This is a genomic window from Streptomyces mutabilis (assembly GCF_046628145.1).
Taxonomy (GTDB): domain Bacteria; phylum Actinomycetota; class Actinomycetes; order Streptomycetales; family Streptomycetaceae; genus Streptomyces; species Streptomyces mutabilis.
Genome location: NZ_CP176874.1, coordinates 3,249,706 through 3,269,247, shown reverse-complemented (window position 1 = coordinate 3,269,247; position 19,542 = coordinate 3,249,706). Strand labels below are relative to the sequence as shown.

Below are 19,542 nucleotides of genomic sequence, written 5' to 3'. Positions count from 1 at the left end.
TCAACACTGCAAGGAGCCGCACCTGTGAGCAGTGCCGACGACCAGACCACCACGACGACCAGCAGCGAGCTGCGTGCCGACATCCGCCGGCTGGGTGACCTCCTCGGAGAGACCCTCGTACGGCAGGAAGGCCCCGAGCTGCTGGAACTCGTCGAGAAGGTCCGCCGACTCACCCGAGAGGACGGCGAGGCCGCCGCCGAGTTGCTGCGCGGCACCGAACTGGAGACCGCCGCCAAGCTGGTGCGCGCCTTCTCCACCTACTTCCACCTGGCCAACGTCACCGAGCAGGTCCACCGCGGCCGCGAACTCGGCGCCAAGCGCGCAGCCGAAGGCGGACTGCTCGCCCGGACGGCCGACCGCCTCAAGGACGCCGACCCCGAGCACCTGCGCGAGACGGTCCGCAACCTCAACGTGCGCCCCGTCTTCACCGCGCACCCCACCGAGGCCGCCCGCCGCTCCGTCCTCAACAAGCTGCGCCGCATCGCCGCCCTCCTCGACACCCCGGTCAACGAGTCCGACCGCCGCCGCCTCGACACCCGCCTCGCCGAGAACATCGACCTGGTGTGGCAGACGGACGAACTGCGCGTCGTCCGCCCCGAGCCCGCCGACGAGGCCCGCAACGCCATCTACTACCTGGACGAACTGCACCTCGGCGCCGTCGGCGACGTCCTGGAGGACCTGACCGCCGAACTGGAACGCGCCGGCGTCAAGCTCCCCGACGACACCCGCCCCCTCACCTTCGGCACCTGGATCGGCGGCGACCGCGACGGCAACCCCAACGTCACCCCCCAGGTGACCTGGGACGTCCTCATCCTCCAGCACGAACACGGCATCAACGACGCCCTGGAGATGATCGACGAACTGCGCGGCTTCCTCTCCAACTCGATCCGCTACGCGGGCGCCACCGAAGAACTCCTCACCTCCCTCCAGACCGACCTGGAGCGGCTCCCGGAGATCAGCCCCCGCTACAAGCGCCTCAACGCCGAGGAGCCCTACCGGCTCAAGGCCACCTGCATCCGGCAGAAGCTCGAGAACACCAAGCAGCGCCTCGCCAAGGGCACCCCTCACGAGGACGGCCACGACTACCTCGGCACCGCCGAACTCCTCGCCGACCTGCGCATCATCCAGACCTCCCTCAGGGAGCACCGCGGCGGCCTCTTCGCCGACGGCCGCCTCGCCCGCACCATCCGCACCCTGGCCGCCTTCGGCCTCCAGCTCGCCACCATGGACGTCCGCGAACACGCCGACGCCCACCACCACGCCCTCGGCCAGCTCTTCGACCGGCTCGGCGAGGAATCCTGGCGCTACGCCGACATGCCCCGCGAGTACCGGACCAAGCTCCTCGCCAAGGAACTCAGGTCCCGGCGTCCGCTGGCCCCCACCCCCGCCCCCGTCGACGCGGCCGGCGAGAAGACCCTCGGCGTCTTCCAGACCGTCAAGCGCGCCCTGGAGGTCTTCGGCCCCGAGGTCATCGAGTCCTACATCATCTCCATGTGCCAGGGCGCCGACGACGTCTTCGCCGCCGCCGTCCTCGCCCGCGAGGCCGGTCTCATCGACCTGCACGCCGGCTGGGCCAAGATCGGCATCGTGCCGCTCCTGGAGACCACCGACGAGCTCAAGGCCGCCGACACCATCCTCGAGGACCTCCTCGCCGACCCCTCCTACCGGCGCCTGGTCGCCCTGCGCGGCGACGTCCAGGAGGTCATGCTCGGCTACTCCGACTCCTCCAAGTTCGGCGGCATCACCACCAGCCAGTGGGAGATCCACCGCGCCCAGCGCCGCCTGCGCGACGTCGCCCACCGCTACGGCGTACGCCTGCGCCTCTTCCACGGCCGCGGCGGCACCGTCGGCCGCGGCGGCGGCCCCACCCACGACGCGATCCTCGCCCAGCCCTGGGGCACCCTCGAAGGCGAGATCAAGGTCACCGAACAGGGCGAGGTCATCTCCGACAAGTACCTCATCCCGAGCCTCGCGCGGGAGAACCTGGAACTGACCGTCGCCGCCACCCTCCAGGCCTCCGCCCTGCACACCGCACCCCGCCAGTCCGACGAGGCCCTCGCCCGCTGGGACGCCGCCATGGACGTCGTCTCCGACGCCGCCCACACGGCCTACCGCAAGCTGGTCGAGGACCCCGACCTGCCGACGTACTTCCTGGCCTCCACGCCGGTCGACCAGCTCGCCGACCTGCACCTGGGCTCGCGGCCCTCCCGCCGTCCCGGCTCGGGCGTCTCGCTCGACGGACTGCGGGCCATCCCGTGGGTGTTCGGCTGGACCCAGTCCCGGCAGATCGTCCCCGGCTGGTACGGCGTCGGATCCGGCCTGAAGGCACTGCGCGAGGCCGGGCTGGACACCGTCCTCGACGAGATGCACCAGCAGTGGCACTTCTTCCGCAACTTCATCTCCAACGTCGAGATGACCCTCGCCAAGACCGACCTGCGCATCGCCCAGCACTACGTCGACACCCTCGTCCCGGACGAGCTCAAGCACGTCTTCGACGCCATCAAGGCCGAACACGAGCTCACCGTCGCCGAGGTCCTGCGCGTCACCGGAGAGAACGAACTGCTGGACGCCGACCCCGTCCTCAAGCAGACCTTCACCATCCGCGACGCCTACCTGGACCCCATCTCCTACCTCCAGGTCGCCCTCCTCGGCCGCCAGCGCGAGGCCGCCGCCGCGGGCGAGGAACCCGACCCGCTCCTCGCCCGCGCCCTGCTCCTCACGGTCAACGGCGTCGCCGCGGGCCTGCGCAACACCGGCTGACGACCCCCACAACCGCACAACGACGGTGCTCCGGGCTCACCACAGCCCGGGGCACCGTCACGTCGTACACACGGCGACACTCACACCACGAGGAACGCCGCCGTCAGCAGCGCCACGCCCGCACCCGCCATCCCCCACGCCACCCGAGTCCGCCGCAACCCCCCGGCGACCACCACGGACGCCAGCAGCAAAGCCCCGCCCAACGGCACCCACGCGTACAGCACCCCGGCCGGACCCGAACGCACCACGTCGTCGCCGCCGGGCTTCACCACCACCGAGTACGTCCGCCCCTTCGCCACGGCGACCGAGTCCTCGATGACGACCCGCTCCCGCGCCTGCGACCCCGCCGACACCGGCGAATACGGCCCGCTGCACACACCCCCGCCGCACCGGGACACCTCGACGGTCCCCTGCTCACGCCCCTTCGTCAGCATCACGTGCTGCGCCGTGCCCCACGACGCCCACACCCCGGCGATCAGCAGCAGCACCGCCACCGTGCCCATCAACGCGACCCGGCCGAACCCCAGGACGGCACGCGAGAGCCGGCGGGGACGAGCAGCGGAAGCGGCGACGGCTGAGGCAGGCATGGCCGGGATCATTGGCCATGCCTGTGCGGCCGGTCAACTCACCGGACGGACAAGTCAGGAGTTGTACGTACTCTGCGCCCGCTCCAACCCCTCGATCACCAACGCCTCCACCGCGTCCGCCGCCCGGTCCACGAAGTAGTCCAGCTCCTTGCGCTCCGCCGACGAGAAGTCCTTCAGCACGAAGTCCGCCACCGGCATCCGCCCCGGCGGACGCCCGATCCCGAACCGCACCCGGTGATAGTCGGAACCCAGCGACCTCGTGATCGACTTCAGCCCGTTGTGCCCGTTGTCCCCGCCGCCCAGCTTCAGCCGCAGCACCCCGTAGTCGATGTCCAACTCGTCGTGCACCGCCACGATGTTGGCCACGGGCACCTTGTAGAACTCACGCAGCACCGTCACCGGACCGCCCGACACGTTCATGTACGACATCGGCTTGGCCAGGATCACCCGCCGATTCGCCGGCCCGGGCGGCCCGATCCGCCCCTCCACCACCTGCGCCTGCGTCTTGCCGTGCCGCTTGAACCGCGCCCCCATCCGCTCCGCCAGCAGATCCGCCACCATGAAACCGACGTTGTGCCGGTTCGCGGCGTACTCGGGGCCCGGATTACCGAGACCGGCCACCAGCCAGGGCGCACCCGCGTCCGTCGTCACGTCCCTGTCTCCTTCGCGTCCTTCAAGACCGTCCGCCATGAGTCCCTCATGACCGTCCACACATACGCGTCGGCCGCTGCCCCCGCACGGGAACAGCGGCCGACCACACGATTGACCGTAAGGGAGAGGATCAGGCCTCGGCGGCCTCTTCGCCCTCACCCGCGCCCTCGGCCGCGGGCTCCTCGGCCTGCGCGGCCAGGACCTGCAGCACCACGGTGTCGTCCTCGACGGCCAGCTTCACACCGGACGGCAGCTTGATGTCCTTGGCGTGGATCGAGGCACCGGCCTCCAGACCCGCGACGGACACGGTGACCTGCTCCGGGATGTGCGTGGCCTCGGCCTCGACCGGCAGCGCGTCCAGGACGTACTCCAGCAGGTAACCGCCCGGGGCCAGCTCGCCCTCGGCCTGCACCGGAATCTCGACGGTCACGGTCTCGCCGCGCTTCACCAGCTGAAGGTCGACGTGCTCCAGGAAGCCCTTGATCGGGTCACGCTGCACCGACTTCGGGATCGCCAGCTCGTTGGTCTTGCCACCGTCGATGTCCAGCGCGATCAGGACGTTCGGCGTACGCAGCGCCAGCAGCAGGTCGTGGCCCGGAAGGGTCAGGTGCAGCGGGTCGGAACCGTGGCCGTACAGAACACCGGGAACCTTGTCGTCACGGCGGATGCGGCGGGCGGCACCCTTGCCGAACTCGGTGCGCGTCGCGGCGGCGATCTTCACCTCGGACATGATCACTCCTCGTAGAGAGAGAAACGGACGTGGTCACCCGGCCACGAACGGCCTGCTACGAAGAGCGCGTCGATAACGGACCGCCGTACACACGCCTTGGAAAAGACGAGTACGGCCTCCCTCGCCGAGCAACTTCAGCAGTCTACTCGGAGAGGGAGGCCGCACCCAAAACGATCAGGGACCACACCCTGCAGAACGGTTACTGCAAGATGCTCACTGCTCGTCGAACAGGCTCGTCACCGAACCGTCCTCGAACACCTCACGCACCGCACGCGCGATCGTCGGCGCGATCGACAGCACCGTGATCTTGTCCAGCTCCAACTCGTTCGGCGTCGGCAGCGTGTTCGTGAACACGAACTCGCTCACCTTCGAGTTCTTCAACCGGTCCGCCGCCGGACCCGACAGCACACCGTGCGTCGCCGTCACGATGACGTCCTCCGCACCGTGCGCGAACAGCGCGTCCGCCGCGGCGCAGATCGTGCCGCCCGTGTCGATCATGTCGTCGACGAGGACGCAGATGCGGCCCTTCACGTCACCCACGACCTCGTGCACCGTGACCTGGTTCGCCACGTCCTTGTCCCGGCGCTTGTGCACGATCGCCAGTGGCGCGCCCAGACGGTCGCACCAACGGTCCGCCACCCGCACCCGGCCCGCGTCCGGAGACACCACCGTCAGCTTCGAACGGTCCACCTTCGCACCCACGTAGTCCGCCAGCAGCGGCAGCGCGAACAGGTGGTCCACCGGCCCGTCGAAGAAGCCCTGGATCTGATCCGTGTGCAGATCCACCGCCAGGATCCGGTCGGCACCCGCGGTCTTCATCAGATCCGCGATCAGACGCGCCGAGATCGGTTCACGTCCCCGGTGCTTCTTGTCCTGCCGCGCGTAACCGTAGAACGGCACGATGACGGTGATGGAGCGAGCCGACGCACGCTTCAACGCGTCGATCATGATCAACTGCTCCATGACCCACTTGTTGATCGGAGCGGTGTGGCTCTGGATCAGGAAACAGTCCGCACCTCGCGCCGACTCCTGATACCGCACGTAGATCTCGCCATTGGCGAAGTCGAAGGCCTTCGTCGGGACGACCCCGACACCCAACTGCTGGGCGACCTCCTCGGCAAGCTCGGGGTGGGCGCGGCCGGAGAAGAACATCAACTTCTTCTGGCCGGTCGTCTTGATCCCGGTCACAGCACTTTCTCCTCAGAGGTTCGCAGCTGAGCGTCACGCGCGCTGTCCCGCTGGCCGCGGGGGCGTCTCAGCTGGTGGGGTGCGGATGTGCACTTATCACGGTACGCCCAGTTCGACGCACCGGTTTCCGGTCAGCCTTCGCCACCGGCCTCCGGAGTCACCGCCTCGGCCGCCTTCGCCGCCGCGCTCCCCGGACGCTTACGAGCCACCCAACCCTCGATATTCCGCTGCTGGCCACGGGCCACGGCCAGCGAACCGGGCGGCACATCCTTCGTGATCACCGAGCCGGCGGCGGTGTAAGCACCGTCCCCGACAGTGACAGGAGCCACAAACATGTTGTCCGAACCCGTACGGCAATGAGAGCCGACGGTCGTGTGGTGCTTGTCCTGCCCGTCGTAGTTCACGAACACGCTCGCCGCACCGATGTTGGTGTACTCACCGATCGTCGCGTCACCCACGTAGGAGAGGTGCGGGACCTTCGTGCCCTCCCCGATCGACGCGTTCTTCGTCTCCACGTACGTACCGACCTTCGACTTCAGGCCGAGACGCGTACCGGGACGCAGGTACGCGAACGGGCCCACGGACGCCTCGGGGCCGACGTCGGCACCGAGCGAGACGGCGTTGTCGACGCGGGCGCCCGCGCCCACGCGCGTGTCGGTGAGCCGGCTGTTCGGCCCGACCTCGCAGCCCTCGGCCAGATGCGTGGAGCCCTGCAACTGCGTACCCGGGTGCACGACGACGTCCTGCTCGAACGTCACGGTCACATCCACCCACGTCGACGCCGGGTCGACCACCGTCACGCCGGCCAGCATCGCCCGCGTCAGCAGCCGGTCGTTGAGAATCCGGCGGGCCTCGGCGAGCTGCACCCGGTTGTTGATCCCCGCGATCTCCCGGTGGTCACCGGCAACCGACGCGCCGACGCGGTGACCGGCCTCGCGCAGAATCCCGAGCACGTCCGTCAGGTACTCCTCGCCCTGACTGTTGTCCGTCCGCACCTTGCCCAGCGCATCGGCGAGCAGCCGCCCGTCGAACGCGAACACACCCGAGTTGATCTCACGGATCGCCCGCTGCGACTCCGACGCGTCCTTGTGCTCCACGATCGCCGTCACGGCACCCGAAGCCCCGTCCCGCACGATCCGCCCGTACCCCGTCGCGTCCGGCACCTCCGCCGTCAGCACGGTCACGGCGTTCCCGTCCGCGGAGTGCGTCGCCGCGAGGGCCTGAAGCGTCTCACCGGTCAGGAGCGGAGTGTCACCGCAGACGACCACGACCGTGCCGTCCACGGCACCGCCCAGCGCCTCCAGCCCCATCCGCACCGCGTGACCGGTGCCCTTCTGCTGCTCCTGGACGGCGGTACGGACGTCGGGAGCCACCCCGGCGAGGTGCGCGGTGACCTTCTCGCGGGCGTGCCCGACGACGACGACCAGGTTCTCGGGGTCCAGCTCACCGGCGGCGGCGAGTACGTGCCCGACGAGGGAACGGCCGCACAGCTCGTGGAGGACCTTGGGTGTGGCCGACTTCATACGGGTGCCCTCACCCGCTGCGAGAACGACGACGGCTGCCGGGCGAATGGCGCTCACGGGATGCCCTTCGGCTTTGAGGGGGTGGGGGTGGACATCCGCAGGATACCGGGGTGGTTTGTGGGGGGTATGAGTGCGGGCCCTGACGTCAGCGTCAAGGCCCGCGCAAGAGCTCCCCCATCAGGATTTGAACCTGAACTTAAGGGACCAAAACCCTCAGTGCTGCCTGATTACACCATGGGGGATGGAACTCGGCTGAACCGGACAATCGGTCAGGTCGCCAAGTCGGCACCCAACACTATGCCGTACCAAGAGGCTTCGACGCGACGGTACAGGTCGGCGCTCTCGGGGACTTCGATCGCGAGGTGTCCGCGAGGGGAGTCCTCCGTGTTCTGGCGCACCCCGGGCGTCGAATGGCGAAGGGTTCACCAGTTCGAGGGATATCGCGTCCTATCGTTTGTCGAAAGTCACCGGAAAAGGGGCGCCTCGCGCCCGTAGGCTGGAGGCATGACCACGACGGGGGAAGACCACGCACCGGCCCGGGGTGGGCCTTGGTGGTGGGGCAGGCGGCGCGGTGCGGTGCTCGATGTGAGCCTCGGGGCTGTGTCCGCGTTGGAGTGCGCGGCGGAGGGGGTTCCGTTCGCGCGTGATGCGGGGATCCCGTTGGCGGCGGGGGTCGTCTTCGGGGCGTTGGCCGGTTCGGTGCTGGTGCTGCGGCGCAGGTATCCGATCGCGGTGGTGCTGGTGGCGATCGCCGTCACGCCGGCGCAGATGGGGATGCTGATGGGCATCGTCGGCCTGTACACGCTGGCGGCTGCGGAGCTGCCGCGGCGGATCATCGGTGCGTTGGCCGGGATGTCGTTGCTGGGGACGTTGATCGTGACGTTCGTGCGGCTGGGGCAGGACGCGTCGCAGAAGGAGTTGCAGTTCGGGGAGTGGTTCCTGCCGTTCGCGTCGATCACGATGTCGTTGGGGGCGACGGCGCCGCCGTTGCTGCTGGGTCTGTACGTGGGGCAGCGGCGGCGGTTGATGGAGAGTCTGCGGGAGCGGGCGGACAGCCTGGAGCGGGAGCTCCAGTTGCTGGCGGAGCGTGCGGAGGAGCGCGCTCAGTGGGCGCGTAATGAGGAGCGGACCCGGATCGCGCGGGAGATGCATGACGTGGTGGCGCACCGGGTGAGTCTGATGGTGGTCCATGCGGCGGCGTTGCAGGCGGTGGCGCGGAAGGATCCGGAGAAGGCGGTGAAGAACGCCGCGCTGGTGGGGGACATGGGGCGGCAGGCGCTGACGGAGTTGCGGGAGATGCTCGGGGTGCTGCGCAGCGGTGGGGACGGTGCGCGGGCGGAGCGGGCGGCGGTGCCGTTGGCGGCGGTGGGGGTGGCCGCTGCGGTGGCGGCTTCGCGGGCGGCGGACGACGGTGAGCGGTCGGGCGAGGGGCCGTGTCTGTCGGAGCTGGACGAGTTGATCGGGCAGTCCGAGGCGGCCGGGATGGTCGTGGATCTGTCGGTGGAGGGGGAGGAGCGGTCGTATGCGGCGGTGGTGGAGTCGACGGCGTTCCGGGTGGTGCAGGAGGCGTTGACGAACGTGCACAAGCATGCGGCGGGTGCGAAGACGTACGTGCGGTTGGCGCACCGGGTGTCGGAGATCGCGATGCAGGTGGAGAACGAGCCGCCGCCGGCGGTGTCGTCGGAGGAGTCGGGGGCGCGGTTGCCGTCGGGTGGTAACGGGTTGGTGGGGATGAAGGAGCGGGTGGCCGCTCTGGGGGGTGTGTTCGTGTCGGGGCCGACGGACGCGGGGGGTTTCCGGGTGTCGGCGGTGATTCCGGCGTCGTAGCCGGGGTGCGGTCGGCGGGGGTCAGCCTGTGGTGAGGCGGGTGGGCTGGGTGCCGGCGACCAGGGTGGCGAGGGCTTGGTCGATGTCGGGGCCGAGGTACCAGTCGCCGGTGTGGTCGAGGGCGTAGACGCGGCCTTCGGTGTCGATGGCGAGGAGGGACTGGCTGTCGGTTTCGGTGCCGAGGGGGCAGGTCTGGGTGTCGAGGGCGCGGCCGAGGTCGCCGAGGGTGCGGGCCATGTGGAGGCCGTGGAGGGGGTCCAGGTGGAGCGTGGCGGGGGCGATGTGGCGGCCGGGGCCGGTGGGGGTGATGTGGAGGCCGCCGAATTCGGCCCAGGCTTCGACGGCGGCGGGGAAGACGGTGTGCCGGTGTCCTGCGGGTGAGGTGTGCTCGCGCAGGGTGTCGGCCCAGATCTCGGCCTGTTTGATGTCCCAGCGTCCGGGTTGCCAGCCGGCGTCGCGGAGGGCGGCGTCGACGGGGACGGGGAAGCGGGTGGTGGAGGTGCGGTCGGCTTGCATCTGCCCTTGGTTCGTTTCGGTCGGCTCTGGCGGCTCGGTCGTCGGCGTGGAGGGCCGGCGGGTCAGTCGTCGGTGGTGGGGTCGACGATGCGGATGCCGAAGTGGGCGCTGAGGGCAGTGCAGGCGCGGCAGGGGGTGGCGAAGCTGCCGTGGAGGGGGTCGCCGTCCTCGCGGATGCGGCGGGTGGTGAGTTTGGCGTGTTTGAGCGCTTTGCGGGCTTCGCCGTTGGTCATGGGTTTGCGTGAGGCGCGTTTGCTGCGGGCGGCGTCGGCGGTGGCGAGGTGGCGCGAGATGAGGATGGTTTCGGCGCAGCGGCCGGTGTAGCGGTCGCGTTGGCCGCTGGTGAGGGTGTCGAGGAAGTCCTGTACGAGGTGGTGCAGGGCGGGGGGCGTGTCGGCGCGGGTGGCGGTGCCGGTGAGGGTGGTGCCGCGGACGGAGAGGGCGGCGGCGACGGTGGGGAGAATGCCGTCGCGGCGGTGCAGCAGGGTGGGGGTTCGGCGGGCGTCCGCGCTGCTCCAGCCGATGCGGGGGTCGCCGCCGCGGGGGTCGTCGGACCGCCTGGTGTGGGGTCCCGCTTGTGTCGCACTCATGATCAATGTCCCCTCCTGAGCATCCCCCCGGAGGTCACAGAGTGCCAAATCGGGTGGCTGCTGCGGAAGCTGGGGCGTGGTGACACGCCCGGTTATGGGCGTTCCGTCACGGCAGGGTGACGTCTGGTCACGGAAGCGGAGGGGGGTGTGTCGGGTGCGGGGTCCGGGGCCGGTGACCGGTGTCGTCGTACCGCATAGGCTGTCGGCACCGCGATCGCATGCGGTGACCGAACAGTGCAGACAGACAGATCAGACAGACGCCGCAGGGGGCAACCGCCATGACGACAGGTCGGCTCGGGCAAGCGGCCGCGCCGCCGAACGCGGCCTATGCCGGGCAGGTCGTGCATTTCCCGGATCCGGTGCGGGCGGCCCGTCACCCGAGAGGGGTACGGGTGGACGAGGGTGGTTACCCCGTGTTCTCGCCGTACGCCCGTGCGGTGGCGGAGATCGCTGATCCGCCGGAGGGTTTCGGCGTCGACGAGTTGCGGTTGACGGATTACGTGTCGGCGAACGCGGCGTTGTCGGCGTCGGGGCACGAGTTGTGGGACACGGTGCCGGCGGTGGCGACGCCGCACGGTTGGACGTGGCATCACGTGGCGGGGTCGCGGCGGATGGAACTGGTGCCGGTCGAGGTGAAGGCGCTGCTGCGGCATCACGGCGGCATCGCGACGGCGGCGGTGGACCAGGGCAAGCGTGGTACGCGGCCGTTGCAGGAGACGCGTCCGGCGCATTTCGGGCTGCCGAAGTCGGGTGTGGCGGTGACGGAGCAGCAGGTGCAGGGGGTCGAGGAGGATCTCGGGTACCGGCTGCCGGGCGCCTACCGGTCGTTCCTGAAGGCGGCGGGTGGCTGTGCGCCGGTGGGTACGGCGCTGGACGCGGAGCTGGGGCTGCTGGTGGACCAGCCGTTCTTCACGGTGCGTGAGGAGGCGGCGGTCAACGATCTGGTCTATGTGAACAAGTGCCTGCGGGACCATCTGACGAAGGACTACCTGGGCGTCGCGTTCGTGCAGGGTGGTCTGCTCGCGGTGAAGGTGAAGGGCGAGCGGATCGGTTCGGTGTGGTTCTGCGCGTACGACGACGTGCGGGACGTGGACCCGTCGTTGGCGCCGGCGGAGCGGGTGGAGCGGTTGCTGCTGCCGTGCGGTGAGGATTTCGACGCGTTCCTGTCGCGGCTGGCGGGTTCTCCGCCGGAGTTGGAGACGGTGGCGAACCTGATGGTGGACGGCGGTTTCGCGCGTGCGGTGCCCGCGTCGGCGTCGGTAGGGGAGTGAGCTGGCGATGGTGACGTTCGCGCAGGCGCAGGAGCGCGCGGAGGAGTGGGTCAACGGCGAGCTGCCGGCGTATCAGCACCGTGAGGTGCGGGTGCGGGAGTTCGAGCTCGGGTTCGTGGTGTGGGCCGAGGACCGTGCGGAGGGGCCGCGTTCGGACGGGGGCGCGCAGCGGCTGGTGATCGCACGGGACAGTGGTGAGGCGACGTTGTGGCCTTCGCTGCCGGTGGGTGAGGTGATCCGCCGGTACGAGGAGGAGTACGGCCGTCCGGAGGAGGCCGCGGAGCCGGTGCCGGCGCCTGCGGCTCGGGTGGATCTGAATCAGACGTCGTTCTTGTTGAGTCCGCCGGAGTGGTTGCAGGAGGCGGCGGACAAGCTGGGGATTCCGGATCGGCGGGGGGATCGCGACGGTGCCGCTGCCGGGGCCGGGGCGGGTGGTTCGGCTACGGGATTGGCCGAGACGCAGGCCGGGGTTCCGTCGGATCCCGCGGCTCCGGCTGCCCCTGCGGCTCCGGCCGCTTCGGGCGGTGGCCAGGGGAGCGGCGCGGGGTGGCCGGCCGCCGGGGCGAGCGGTGCCGGTGGCCCTGGCGCGGGCGAGGGTGCCTCCGGTGCGCCGGGCGCGCCCGCGGGGGCGACGCCGTGGGCGGGGACGGACACCAACGCGGACGCCGGTGAGGACCGTTCCGTACCGCTGCCCCAGACGGTTTTCGCGCCGCCGTTGGGCAGTGCCGACGACGGCACGCCGCCGCCCTCGGCGACGCCGGACGCCAAGACGGCGCTGATGTCGGGCGGCAGTCAGCTTCCGCCGACGGCGCTCGCGCCGGCGATCGGCGACCCGAACGCGCCGGCCCCGTCCCCGGGGGCGGGTACGCCGCCGCCCGTGCCGCCGGCGCAGGCCGGTCCGGAGGGCTCCGGTTCCGGCACGCCCGCCCGGCCGCTCGCGCCGGACGCCGGGGACATCGCGGACGCCGCGACCAGCAAGGCGACGCCTCCGCCGCGCCGTGGCGGTGGTGCCGCCACGCCTCCGCCGCCGAGTGCCCCGGGTGCGCCGGGCGCGCGGCCGGGTGCCACGCCTCCGCCGTCGGGGCCGGCCGGTCCGGGTGGGCCGGGGACTCCGGCGGGTGGCTATGTGCCGACGCAGTTGGTGTCGTCGCTCGGGCCCGAGGGGCCGGGCGGTGGTCCCGGGACGCCGCCTCCGCCGAGCGTGCCGCAGCCGTCGGCCGGCCAGGGGGTGCCCGGTGCTCCGGGTACGCCGCCTCCGCCGAGTGCTCCGGGTACGCCGCCTCCCCCCAGCGCTCCGGGTACGCCGCCTCCGCCGAGTGCCCCTGGGGGGACGCCTCCGGGCGGGGTGCACCATGCCGCCACGATGCTGGCCGATCCGGGCCGGACGGGCGGCGGGGCGCCCCAGCCTCCCGGTCCGCCCGCGCCGCCGGCGCCTCCCGGTCCTCCGGGTGCCCCTGGGGTGCCCGGTGTCGGGCCGGGTACGCCGCCGCCCCCCGCCGCTCCCGGAGGAGCGGGTGGGAGGGGCACGCCGCCGCCTCCCGCTGCTCCGGGTGTGCCCGGCGCGCAGGGTTCGGCGGGTGGTGCGGGCGGTGCCGTCCACCACGCGCAGACCGTGCTGGCCGCGCCCCCGGTGGGCGGTCCCGGCACGCCTCCGCCGCCTCCGGGCGCTCCGGGTGTCCCCGGTGCTCCGGGCGTCGCGCAGCCCATGCCGCCCGGTGCCGTGCCTCCGCCCGGTGCCGTGCCTCCGCCCGGCGGGCCGGTGCCCGGTGCGCCGCCGGCGTACGGCTATCCGCAGCCGCCCGCCGGACTGCCGACCGTCGGCCCGGGCTACCAGGCCGTGCTGCGCTACCGCGCGCAGGACGGTTCCGAGCAGCAGCTGATCCGGCGTTCGGCACCGGGCACGCCGCACCCGGAGTGGCAGATCTTCCACGAGCTGCGGGCCATGAACGTGCCGCCGGACCAGGTGCTGGAGCTGCACACCGAGTTGGAGTCGTGCGAGCTGCCGGGCGCCTACTGCGCGCGGATGATCCGGGAGCAGTGGCCGCAGGCGCGGATCACCTCCATCGCGCCGTACGGCACGGATCACGCGAGCCGGCAGCAGGGCATGCGGCAGTTGCTGGAGCATCAGGGCGAGCTGCACCAGGTGGCCGACGGGCCGGCCCGTCCGGCTCCGGTGCGTGCTCCGCTGCCGCAGGTGCAGCCGGTGCCGCCCGTTCCGCCGGAGGCGATCGGGCAGGAGCTGGCCGGGGCCTTCGGGCCGGGTGTGTTCCGGTTCGAGCAGGCCGCGGTGTCCCGGCAGGGCGTGCCGCCGGTGGTGGCGCACACGCTGGTGGCGGCGGGTCTGCCGATGGACATGGGCCCGTTCTTCTGGGCGCAGGCCCAGCCGGGGCGGCCGGTGCCGACGCTGGCGGAGCTGGCGGCGGAGCGCGGGGTGCAGCCGGCGTCGGACGCGGGTTCGTACCTCGTCGTGGGCAGTGACTTCGGCCGGGCGATCTGCGTGCAGTACGGAACGGCGAACATCGTGGCCGTGCCGGTGGAGGCGGGACCGGGCGGTGCGCCGGTGCCGCCGCAGTTCGTGAACACCGGTCTGCCGGAGTTCGCGCGCTGCCTGGCGCTGCTGGGCCGGATGTGGCGGCTCAGGTTCGGTCTGAACCAGGAGCAGGCGGGCCGCTGGACGGTGGACTTCCAGGCGCAGCTGGCCGCGTTGGACCCGGCCGCGCTCGGGTCGCCGGAGAGCTGGTGGTCGGTGCTGCTGGAGCAGATGTGGGACGGGCTGCTGTGAGACGGCGGCGCAGCTGACGTACGCGACGGGTGGGGCCCGGTCGGCCGGTGAGGCGACCGGGCCCCACCCTTTTGCGTGCCGTCTGCGTGGTCGGGCTGGGCGTGATACGGACGGTGTGTCGCATTATGTGGGCTTACATCCGATCCATAAAGTCGGTTAAGTCCATTTACTGCGGCAGGTTCCCCACAGGGGTGATGAGCATGACCAGCGCATCGGCGTCCCCCCACGGCTTCGTGACCGTACGCGGGCGCGAGCGCGGCTACCGTCCGGACCAGGTGGAGGAGTTGGCCGCGGCCCTCTCCGAGGAGCGGGACGCGGCCTGGGAGCGGGCCGCCCGGCTCACCGTGCTCGCCCGCGAGATGGGCACGGAACTGGAGCGGCTGCGGGAGGTGGTGGCGCGGCTCGCTCCGCAGGACTACGAGGCGCTCGGGGAGCGTGCGCGGGCCCTGTTCCGGCTCGGCCGGGAGGAGGCGGAGGCCGTACGGGAGAGGGCGCGGGCCGAGGCGGACGGGCTGCTGGAGGAGGCGCGGGCGTACGCGGCCGGTGTGCGCGAGGCGGCGCGGGCGCATGCCGACGACGTACGCGCGGAGGCCGACGAGCGGGCCCGGCAGCGGCTGCTCGCGGCGCGGGCGGAGGCCGACGAGGCGCGGATCGAGGCACGGCGCGAGGTGAAGGCCGGGCGCGGGGAGGCGCTGGCCGCGCTGCGCGAGATGCGCAGGCGGACCACCGGGATGCTCGCCGAGCAGAGCAGGGAGCACGCCGAGCGGTGGGCCGCGCAGGAACGTACGGAGGAGGAGGCGTCGCGGACGGTGGACGCGCACCACGCGGAGCTGGTGGCGCGTGCCGAGCAGGACCTGTGCGAGGCGAAGGAGGCCTTGGCCGAGGCGGAGGTGGCGGCCGCGCGGTGGCGGGAGGAGGCCCGGGCGCGGGCGGCCGAGGTGGTCGCCGGGGCCCGGGACCGTCAGGAGCGGATCGCCCGTGAGACGGAGCGGGTGCTGCGCGAGCACGGGGAGCGGTGGGACGAACTCCAGGCCCACGTGGCGTCCGTACGCAGCAACCTCAGCTCGCTGACGGGCCGGGCGGTGGAGTGACGCCGCACCGCCGGCCTCGTCGTCACTCCCCTCTGCGTACCGCCCCCGCCAGGATCCAGCCCTCCACGGCCTCGTAGTGGCGGCGCTGCTCCTCCGCCTTGCGCCGGCCGGAGAGCATGGTGCCCAGCCAGCCGCAGGCGAAGCCGAGGGGGATGGAGACCAGGCCGGTCGTGGTGAACGGGAACCAGTTGAAGTCGGCGTCGGGGAAGGCCGAGACGGGTGAGCCGGAGACCAGGTTGGTGCCCGGCATCAGTACCAGGACGGCGAGCGAGCCGCCGATGAGGGTGCTGAGCAGCCCGGCGCGGGTGTAGCGGCGCCAGAAGAGGCCGTAGACCAGGGCAGGGGCGATGGCCGAGGCGCCCAGGCAGAAGGACAGGGTGACCAGGGGCTGGAGGCTGTGGTGCTGGACGAGGGTCGCCAGGACGATCGCGGGGATGCCGACGGCCAGCGCGGACAGGCGGGCCAGCGTCATCTCGCGGCGCGGTGACAGCTCCTGCACGCGGGTGGCGAAGACGTCGTGGGCCAGGGAGTTGGCGCAGGCCAGGATCATGCCGCCGACGGAGGCGAGCAGGGTGAGGAAGACGGCCGTGGTGACGGTCGTGAACAGGAAGGTCTCCGCCGTGGAGACCTCCGCGCCGAACGCGGCCTGGGAGCCGAGCAGATAGGCGGTGTTGCCCTGCGGGTCGATGCCGGCGATGACCGCCCGCCCCACCAGTGCCGTCGCGCCGAAGCCGATCACCGTGATGACCAGCACGAACAGGGCCACGCTGGAGACCGCCCAGGACATGGAGCGGCGCACCTGGCGGGCGGAGGACGCGGTGTACATGCGCATGGTGACGTGGGGGAGGCAGGCGCCGCCCAGGACTACGGTCAGTTGCGAGGTGATCATGTCGGCCCCGGGGTGGGGTCCGCCCGCGAACTGGAGCCCCGAGTTCAGGAACGCCGGCCCCGCGCCGCTGTTGTCGGCCGCCGCGTCGAACAGGGCGCCCGGGTCCCAGTCGAAGCGGTCGAGGACGAGTACGGCGATCACGGCGCCCGAACCGAGCAGCATCACCATCTTGAGGATCTGGATGAGGGCGGTGCCCTTCATGCCGCCGATCGCCGCGTAGCTGATCATCAGGACGCCCAGCCCGATGATGCAGCCGGTCTCCAGGGACTCGCCGGAGAAGCCGAGGACGAAGGCGAGCAGTTGGCCGGTGCCCGCGAGCTGCACCAGCATCATGGGCAGCAGGGCGGCGATGGTCACGGCGCAGGCCACGATGCGCACCGCGCGTCCGGGCATCCGGCGGGCGAGCGCGTCGCCCATGGTGAACCGGCCGGCGTTGCGTAGGGGTTCGGCCAGCAGGAACATCAGCAGCATCAGCGACAGGGCGGTGCTGAGCGCCAGCACGACGCCGTCGTAGCCGAACAGGGCGATGACGCCGCCGGTGCCGAGGACGGTCGCCGCGGAGATGTAGTCGCCGGCGATCGCCAGGCCGTTGCGCATGGGGGACAGGGAACCGTAGCCGGTGTAGAACTCGTCGAGGTCGTCCCGGTCGGGGCCGGTCATCACGCACAGGAGCAGGGTGATGGTGGCGACGGTGGTGAAGCCGACCAGGGCCATCGTCTGGGCGTTGCCGCTGAACTCCGTCATCGTCCCGCCCCCCGCCGGGCGTCCAGTTCGGCCTCTTTGCGGATGCGGTCCGCGAGCGGGTCGACGTGCCGGCGGGCGGTGTGCTCGTACAGCGCGATCGCCAGCCAGGTGACCGGGAGTTGGAGCAGGGCGAGCAGCAGTCCGGTGGGCAGGCCGCCGACGGGGGAGGTGCCGGTCATGAAGCCGGGTGCGTACGCGGACAGGAACAGGAAGAGCGTGAAGTAGCCGAGTGCGGTGAGGGTGGCGGTGCGCCGCTGCCAGCGGTAGGCGGTGCGCAGGACCCGCAGGTCGCTGTGGTGGCCGAGCGGGGGGCGGCGCGGTGCCCGGTGGGGGGTGGGGGTGGCGTGTCCGAACGGGGGCGGTGGGGGTTGGTGCGGCGGTGGTGGGGGTTGGTCGTACGGGGCTCGGTGCGACGGTGGTGGGGGCTCGTGCGGCGGTGGCGGCGGCCGGTGCGGGTGCGACGGAAACGGGTCGTAGGACATCCCGGTGCTCCTTGCGCGGCTCGGGTCCGGTGCGGCGGACCGCAGGGAGGTGGGGGGTGGGAGCCACGCACGCTACTCGCCGGTCACGTGGGGCGCTGCCTTTTGGCCGAACTGATCGGTCGGTATGCGCTTGCTGCGTCGTTCCGAGGGTGTTACCCGCGTTAACCAGGGGCTTTGCCAGGCGCGGCGGCCCGCGAGTTCAGTCCCGGAGCACCGGGAACCGGCGCGGCGCCACCAGCAGCAGCACCAGGAACGCCAGCGCCGCCGCCCCCGCCGCGCCCAGATAGACGGCGTGCACGGCGTCGGCGATCGCCCGCCGTACGGACTCCCCGGCGGCGCCCGGATCCAGCGCCCGGGTCACGGAGTCGAGGTCCCCGGTGCCGTGGCCGCCCGTGCCGCCGAGCCGTGCGGCCAGCACCCCGTTGGCGATCGCGCCGAAGGCCGCCGCGCCGACGGTCTGCCCGGTCTGACGGCAGAAGAGCACGGACGCCGTCGCCGTGCCCCGCTCCGACCAGCCGACCGTGGACTGGACGCCGACGATGAGCGGAAGCTGGAACAGGCCGAGCGCGCCGCCGAGCAGCAGCATCAGCAGGGCCGGCTGCCAGGCCTCGCCGGGGTAGGGGAGGAAGGGGAAGGCGAACAGGAGCAGGGACGCGGCGCCGATGCCGAGCATCGCCGTGTTGCGGAAGCCGATCCTGCGGTACACATGCTGGCTCAGGGCCGCCGACACCGGCCAGCTCAGCGTCCACACCGAGAGCACGAAACCGGCGGCCACGGGTGCCAGGCCCAGCACCGACTGGGCGTAGGTGGGCAGGAAGACGGTCGGCGCCACCATGAGCACGCCCAGGGCGCCGAGGGCGAGGTTCACCGCGGCGATCGTGCGGCGGCGCCACACCCAGCCGGGGATGATCGGCTCCACCGCGCGGCGCTCGATCACCACCACGGCCGCCAGCAGGACGAGGCCGGCGGTGAACAGGGCGAGCGAGGGCGCCGACAGCCACGGCCAGGCCACCCCGCCCTGCACCAGGGCGGTGAGCAGCACGCCGCCACAGGCGAACACGGCCACCGCGCCCGCCCAGTCGACACGCGCGCGCGTGCCGCCCGCCTTCCGCGGCGGCTCGTGCAGGTGACGGACGATCAGCCACAGGGCGAGCGCGCCGACCGGCAGGTTGATGAGGAAGATCCAGCGCCAGTCGGCGTACGCGGCCAGCACGCCCCCCAGGCCGGGCCCCGCGATGGCGGACACCGCCCACACGGTGGAGAGCCGGGCCTGGATCCTGGGCCGTTCCTCGAGCGGGTACAGGTCGGCGGCGAGGGTCTGCACCGTGCCCTGAAGGGCGCCGCCGCCCAGGCCCTGGAGGATGCGGAAGGCGATGAGCGCGGCCATGTTCCAGGCCAGTGCGCACAGCAGCGAACCGAGGAGGAACAGCGCGGCGCCCACCACCAGGACCGGCTTGCGCCCGAAGGTGTCGGAGAGCTTGCCGTACACGGGCAGCGTGACGGTGACGGCCAGCAGGTAGCCGGAGAAGAGCCAGGAGAAGAGGGAGAACCCGCCGAGGTCGCCGACGATCTGCGGTACGGCGGTGGAGACGATGGTGGCGTCGAGCGCCGCCAGTGCCATCGCGAGCATCAGGGCGGCGACGACGGCACCGCGCCGGTCCGGGCCCGCGCCGGGTGCGGCCCCGCCCACCGCGGGTCTGGTGCCGTCCACGCCCTCCACGCCGTCCACTCGGATGCCCCTCCTTTTGTGTTCCCCTTGCATCCATCCGCCGGGATCAGCTTCCCACTTGACCCTGACGCCGCGGGAGGGTGGACGCTCGGTGCGTCCCGGGTCGGAGGGCCACCCTGAGGTCGGCTCCACCTATGGGTGGACTGCCCCTAGGGGTACCTCCGTACTACGGGTCGGGGTGG

The 19,542-nt window shown here is 71.8% G+C and carries 15 protein-coding genes; 5 read left to right on the top strand and 10 right to left on the bottom strand.

The features are described 5' to 3' along the window. Positions 1-24: 24 nt before the first annotated feature. Complete coding sequence (ppc, locus tag ACLIN4_RS14435; protein ID WP_100045080.1) at positions 25-2,760, top strand: phosphoenolpyruvate carboxylase; 2,736 nt, start codon at positions 25-27, stop codon at positions 2,758-2,760. 80 nt (positions 2,761-2,840) lie between these two features. Here the strand turns inward: ppc and ACLIN4_RS14430 are convergent, their stop codons facing one another. From ACLIN4_RS14430 to glmU, 5 genes are all read right to left on the bottom strand, one after another. Beyond that, the gene (locus ACLIN4_RS14430; RefSeq protein ID WP_100045081.1) at positions 2,841-3,359 is read right to left on the bottom strand and encodes a hypothetical protein; all 519 of its coding nucleotides are present in this window, start codon (positions 3,357-3,359) and stop codon (positions 2,841-2,843) included. Positions 3,360-3,401: 42 nt separating this feature from the next. Beyond that, positions 3,402-4,037 carry an aminoacyl-tRNA hydrolase gene (gene pth / locus ACLIN4_RS14425; RefSeq protein WP_107479211.1) on the bottom strand — a complete coding sequence of 212 codons (636 nt, stop codon included), beginning with the start codon at positions 4,035-4,037 and terminating at the stop codon, positions 3,402-3,404. A 91-nt stretch (positions 4,038-4,128) separates the two neighbouring features. Then, positions 4,129-4,728: a 50S ribosomal protein L25/general stress protein Ctc gene (locus ACLIN4_RS14420; protein ID WP_100045083.1), complete on the bottom strand. Its 600-nt coding sequence runs from the start codon at positions 4,726-4,728 to the stop codon at positions 4,129-4,131. A 213-nt stretch (positions 4,729-4,941) separates the two neighbouring features. Beyond that, the gene (locus tag ACLIN4_RS14415) at positions 4,942-5,916 is read right to left on the bottom strand and encodes a ribose-phosphate diphosphokinase (RefSeq protein WP_100045084.1); all 975 of its coding nucleotides are present in this window, start codon (positions 5,914-5,916) and stop codon (positions 4,942-4,944) included. A gap of 131 nt (positions 5,917-6,047) precedes the next feature. Next, positions 6,048-7,496, bottom strand: a complete 1,449-nt coding sequence (gene glmU / locus ACLIN4_RS14410) for a bifunctional UDP-N-acetylglucosamine diphosphorylase/glucosamine-1-phosphate N-acetyltransferase GlmU (RefSeq protein WP_411575851.1) — start codon at positions 7,494-7,496, stop codon at positions 6,048-6,050. A gap of 447 nt (positions 7,497-7,943) precedes the next feature. Between glmU and ACLIN4_RS14405 the strand changes: the two genes are divergently transcribed. Next, entirely contained in the window at positions 7,944-9,266 is a 1,323-nt protein-coding gene (locus ACLIN4_RS14405; protein WP_289908930.1) for a sensor histidine kinase, read from the top strand. A gap of 21 nt (positions 9,267-9,287) precedes the next feature. Here the strand turns inward: ACLIN4_RS14405 and ACLIN4_RS14400 are convergent, their stop codons facing one another. Together ACLIN4_RS14400 and ACLIN4_RS14395 are read right to left on the bottom strand one after the other, a co-directional pair. Further along, positions 9,288-9,782 (bottom strand): SUKH-3 domain-containing protein, encoded by a 495-nt coding sequence (locus ACLIN4_RS14400; protein WP_107479214.1) that lies wholly within the window; start codon positions 9,780-9,782, stop codon positions 9,288-9,290. 62 nt (positions 9,783-9,844) lie between these two features. Then, a complete protein-coding gene (locus ACLIN4_RS14395) occupies positions 9,845-10,372 on the bottom strand; it encodes a YwqJ-related putative deaminase (RefSeq protein ID WP_107479215.1) in 528 nt (175 codons plus the stop codon). A gap of 278 nt (positions 10,373-10,650) precedes the next feature. Here ACLIN4_RS14395 and ACLIN4_RS14390 point away from each other — a divergent pair, with 278 nt between their 5' ends. The 3 genes from ACLIN4_RS14390 (at position 10,651) to ACLIN4_RS14380 (ending at position 15,516) form a co-directional block, all read left to right on the top strand. Further along, the gene (locus ACLIN4_RS14390) at positions 10,651-11,643 is read left to right on the top strand and encodes an SMI1/KNR4 family protein (RefSeq protein ID WP_100045089.1); all 993 of its coding nucleotides are present in this window, start codon (positions 10,651-10,653) and stop codon (positions 11,641-11,643) included. A 7-nt stretch (positions 11,644-11,650) separates the two neighbouring features. Then, the gene (locus tag ACLIN4_RS14385) at positions 11,651-14,425 is read left to right on the top strand and encodes an SUKH-4 family immunity protein (protein ID WP_411575850.1); all 2,775 of its coding nucleotides are present in this window, start codon (positions 11,651-11,653) and stop codon (positions 14,423-14,425) included. Between the two features lie 200 nt (positions 14,426-14,625). Beyond that, positions 14,626-15,516 (top strand): cellulose-binding protein, encoded by an 891-nt coding sequence (locus ACLIN4_RS14380; protein WP_381912579.1) that lies wholly within the window; start codon positions 14,626-14,628, stop codon positions 15,514-15,516. 22 nt (positions 15,517-15,538) lie between these two features. Here ACLIN4_RS14380 and ACLIN4_RS14375 read toward each other — a convergent pair whose 3' ends face one another. The 3 genes from ACLIN4_RS14375 to ACLIN4_RS14365 all read right to left on the bottom strand — a co-directional run bounded on the left by ACLIN4_RS14375 (position 15,539) and on the right by ACLIN4_RS14365 (position 19,342). Then, entirely contained in the window at positions 15,539-17,149 is a 1,611-nt protein-coding gene (locus tag ACLIN4_RS14375; protein WP_307652699.1) for a cation acetate symporter, read from the bottom strand. Next, positions 17,146-17,631: a DUF485 domain-containing protein gene (locus ACLIN4_RS14370; RefSeq protein ID WP_411575849.1), complete on the bottom strand. Its 486-nt coding sequence runs from the start codon at positions 17,629-17,631 to the stop codon at positions 17,146-17,148. Before ACLIN4_RS14370 ends, ACLIN4_RS14375 begins: the two co-directional genes overlap by 4 nt. 199 nt (positions 17,632-17,830) lie before the next feature. Continuing rightward, positions 17,831-19,342, bottom strand: coding sequence for an MFS transporter (locus ACLIN4_RS14365; protein WP_411576754.1), 1,512 nt, complete (start codon positions 19,340-19,342; stop codon positions 17,831-17,833). Positions 19,343-19,542 lie beyond the last annotated feature (200 nt).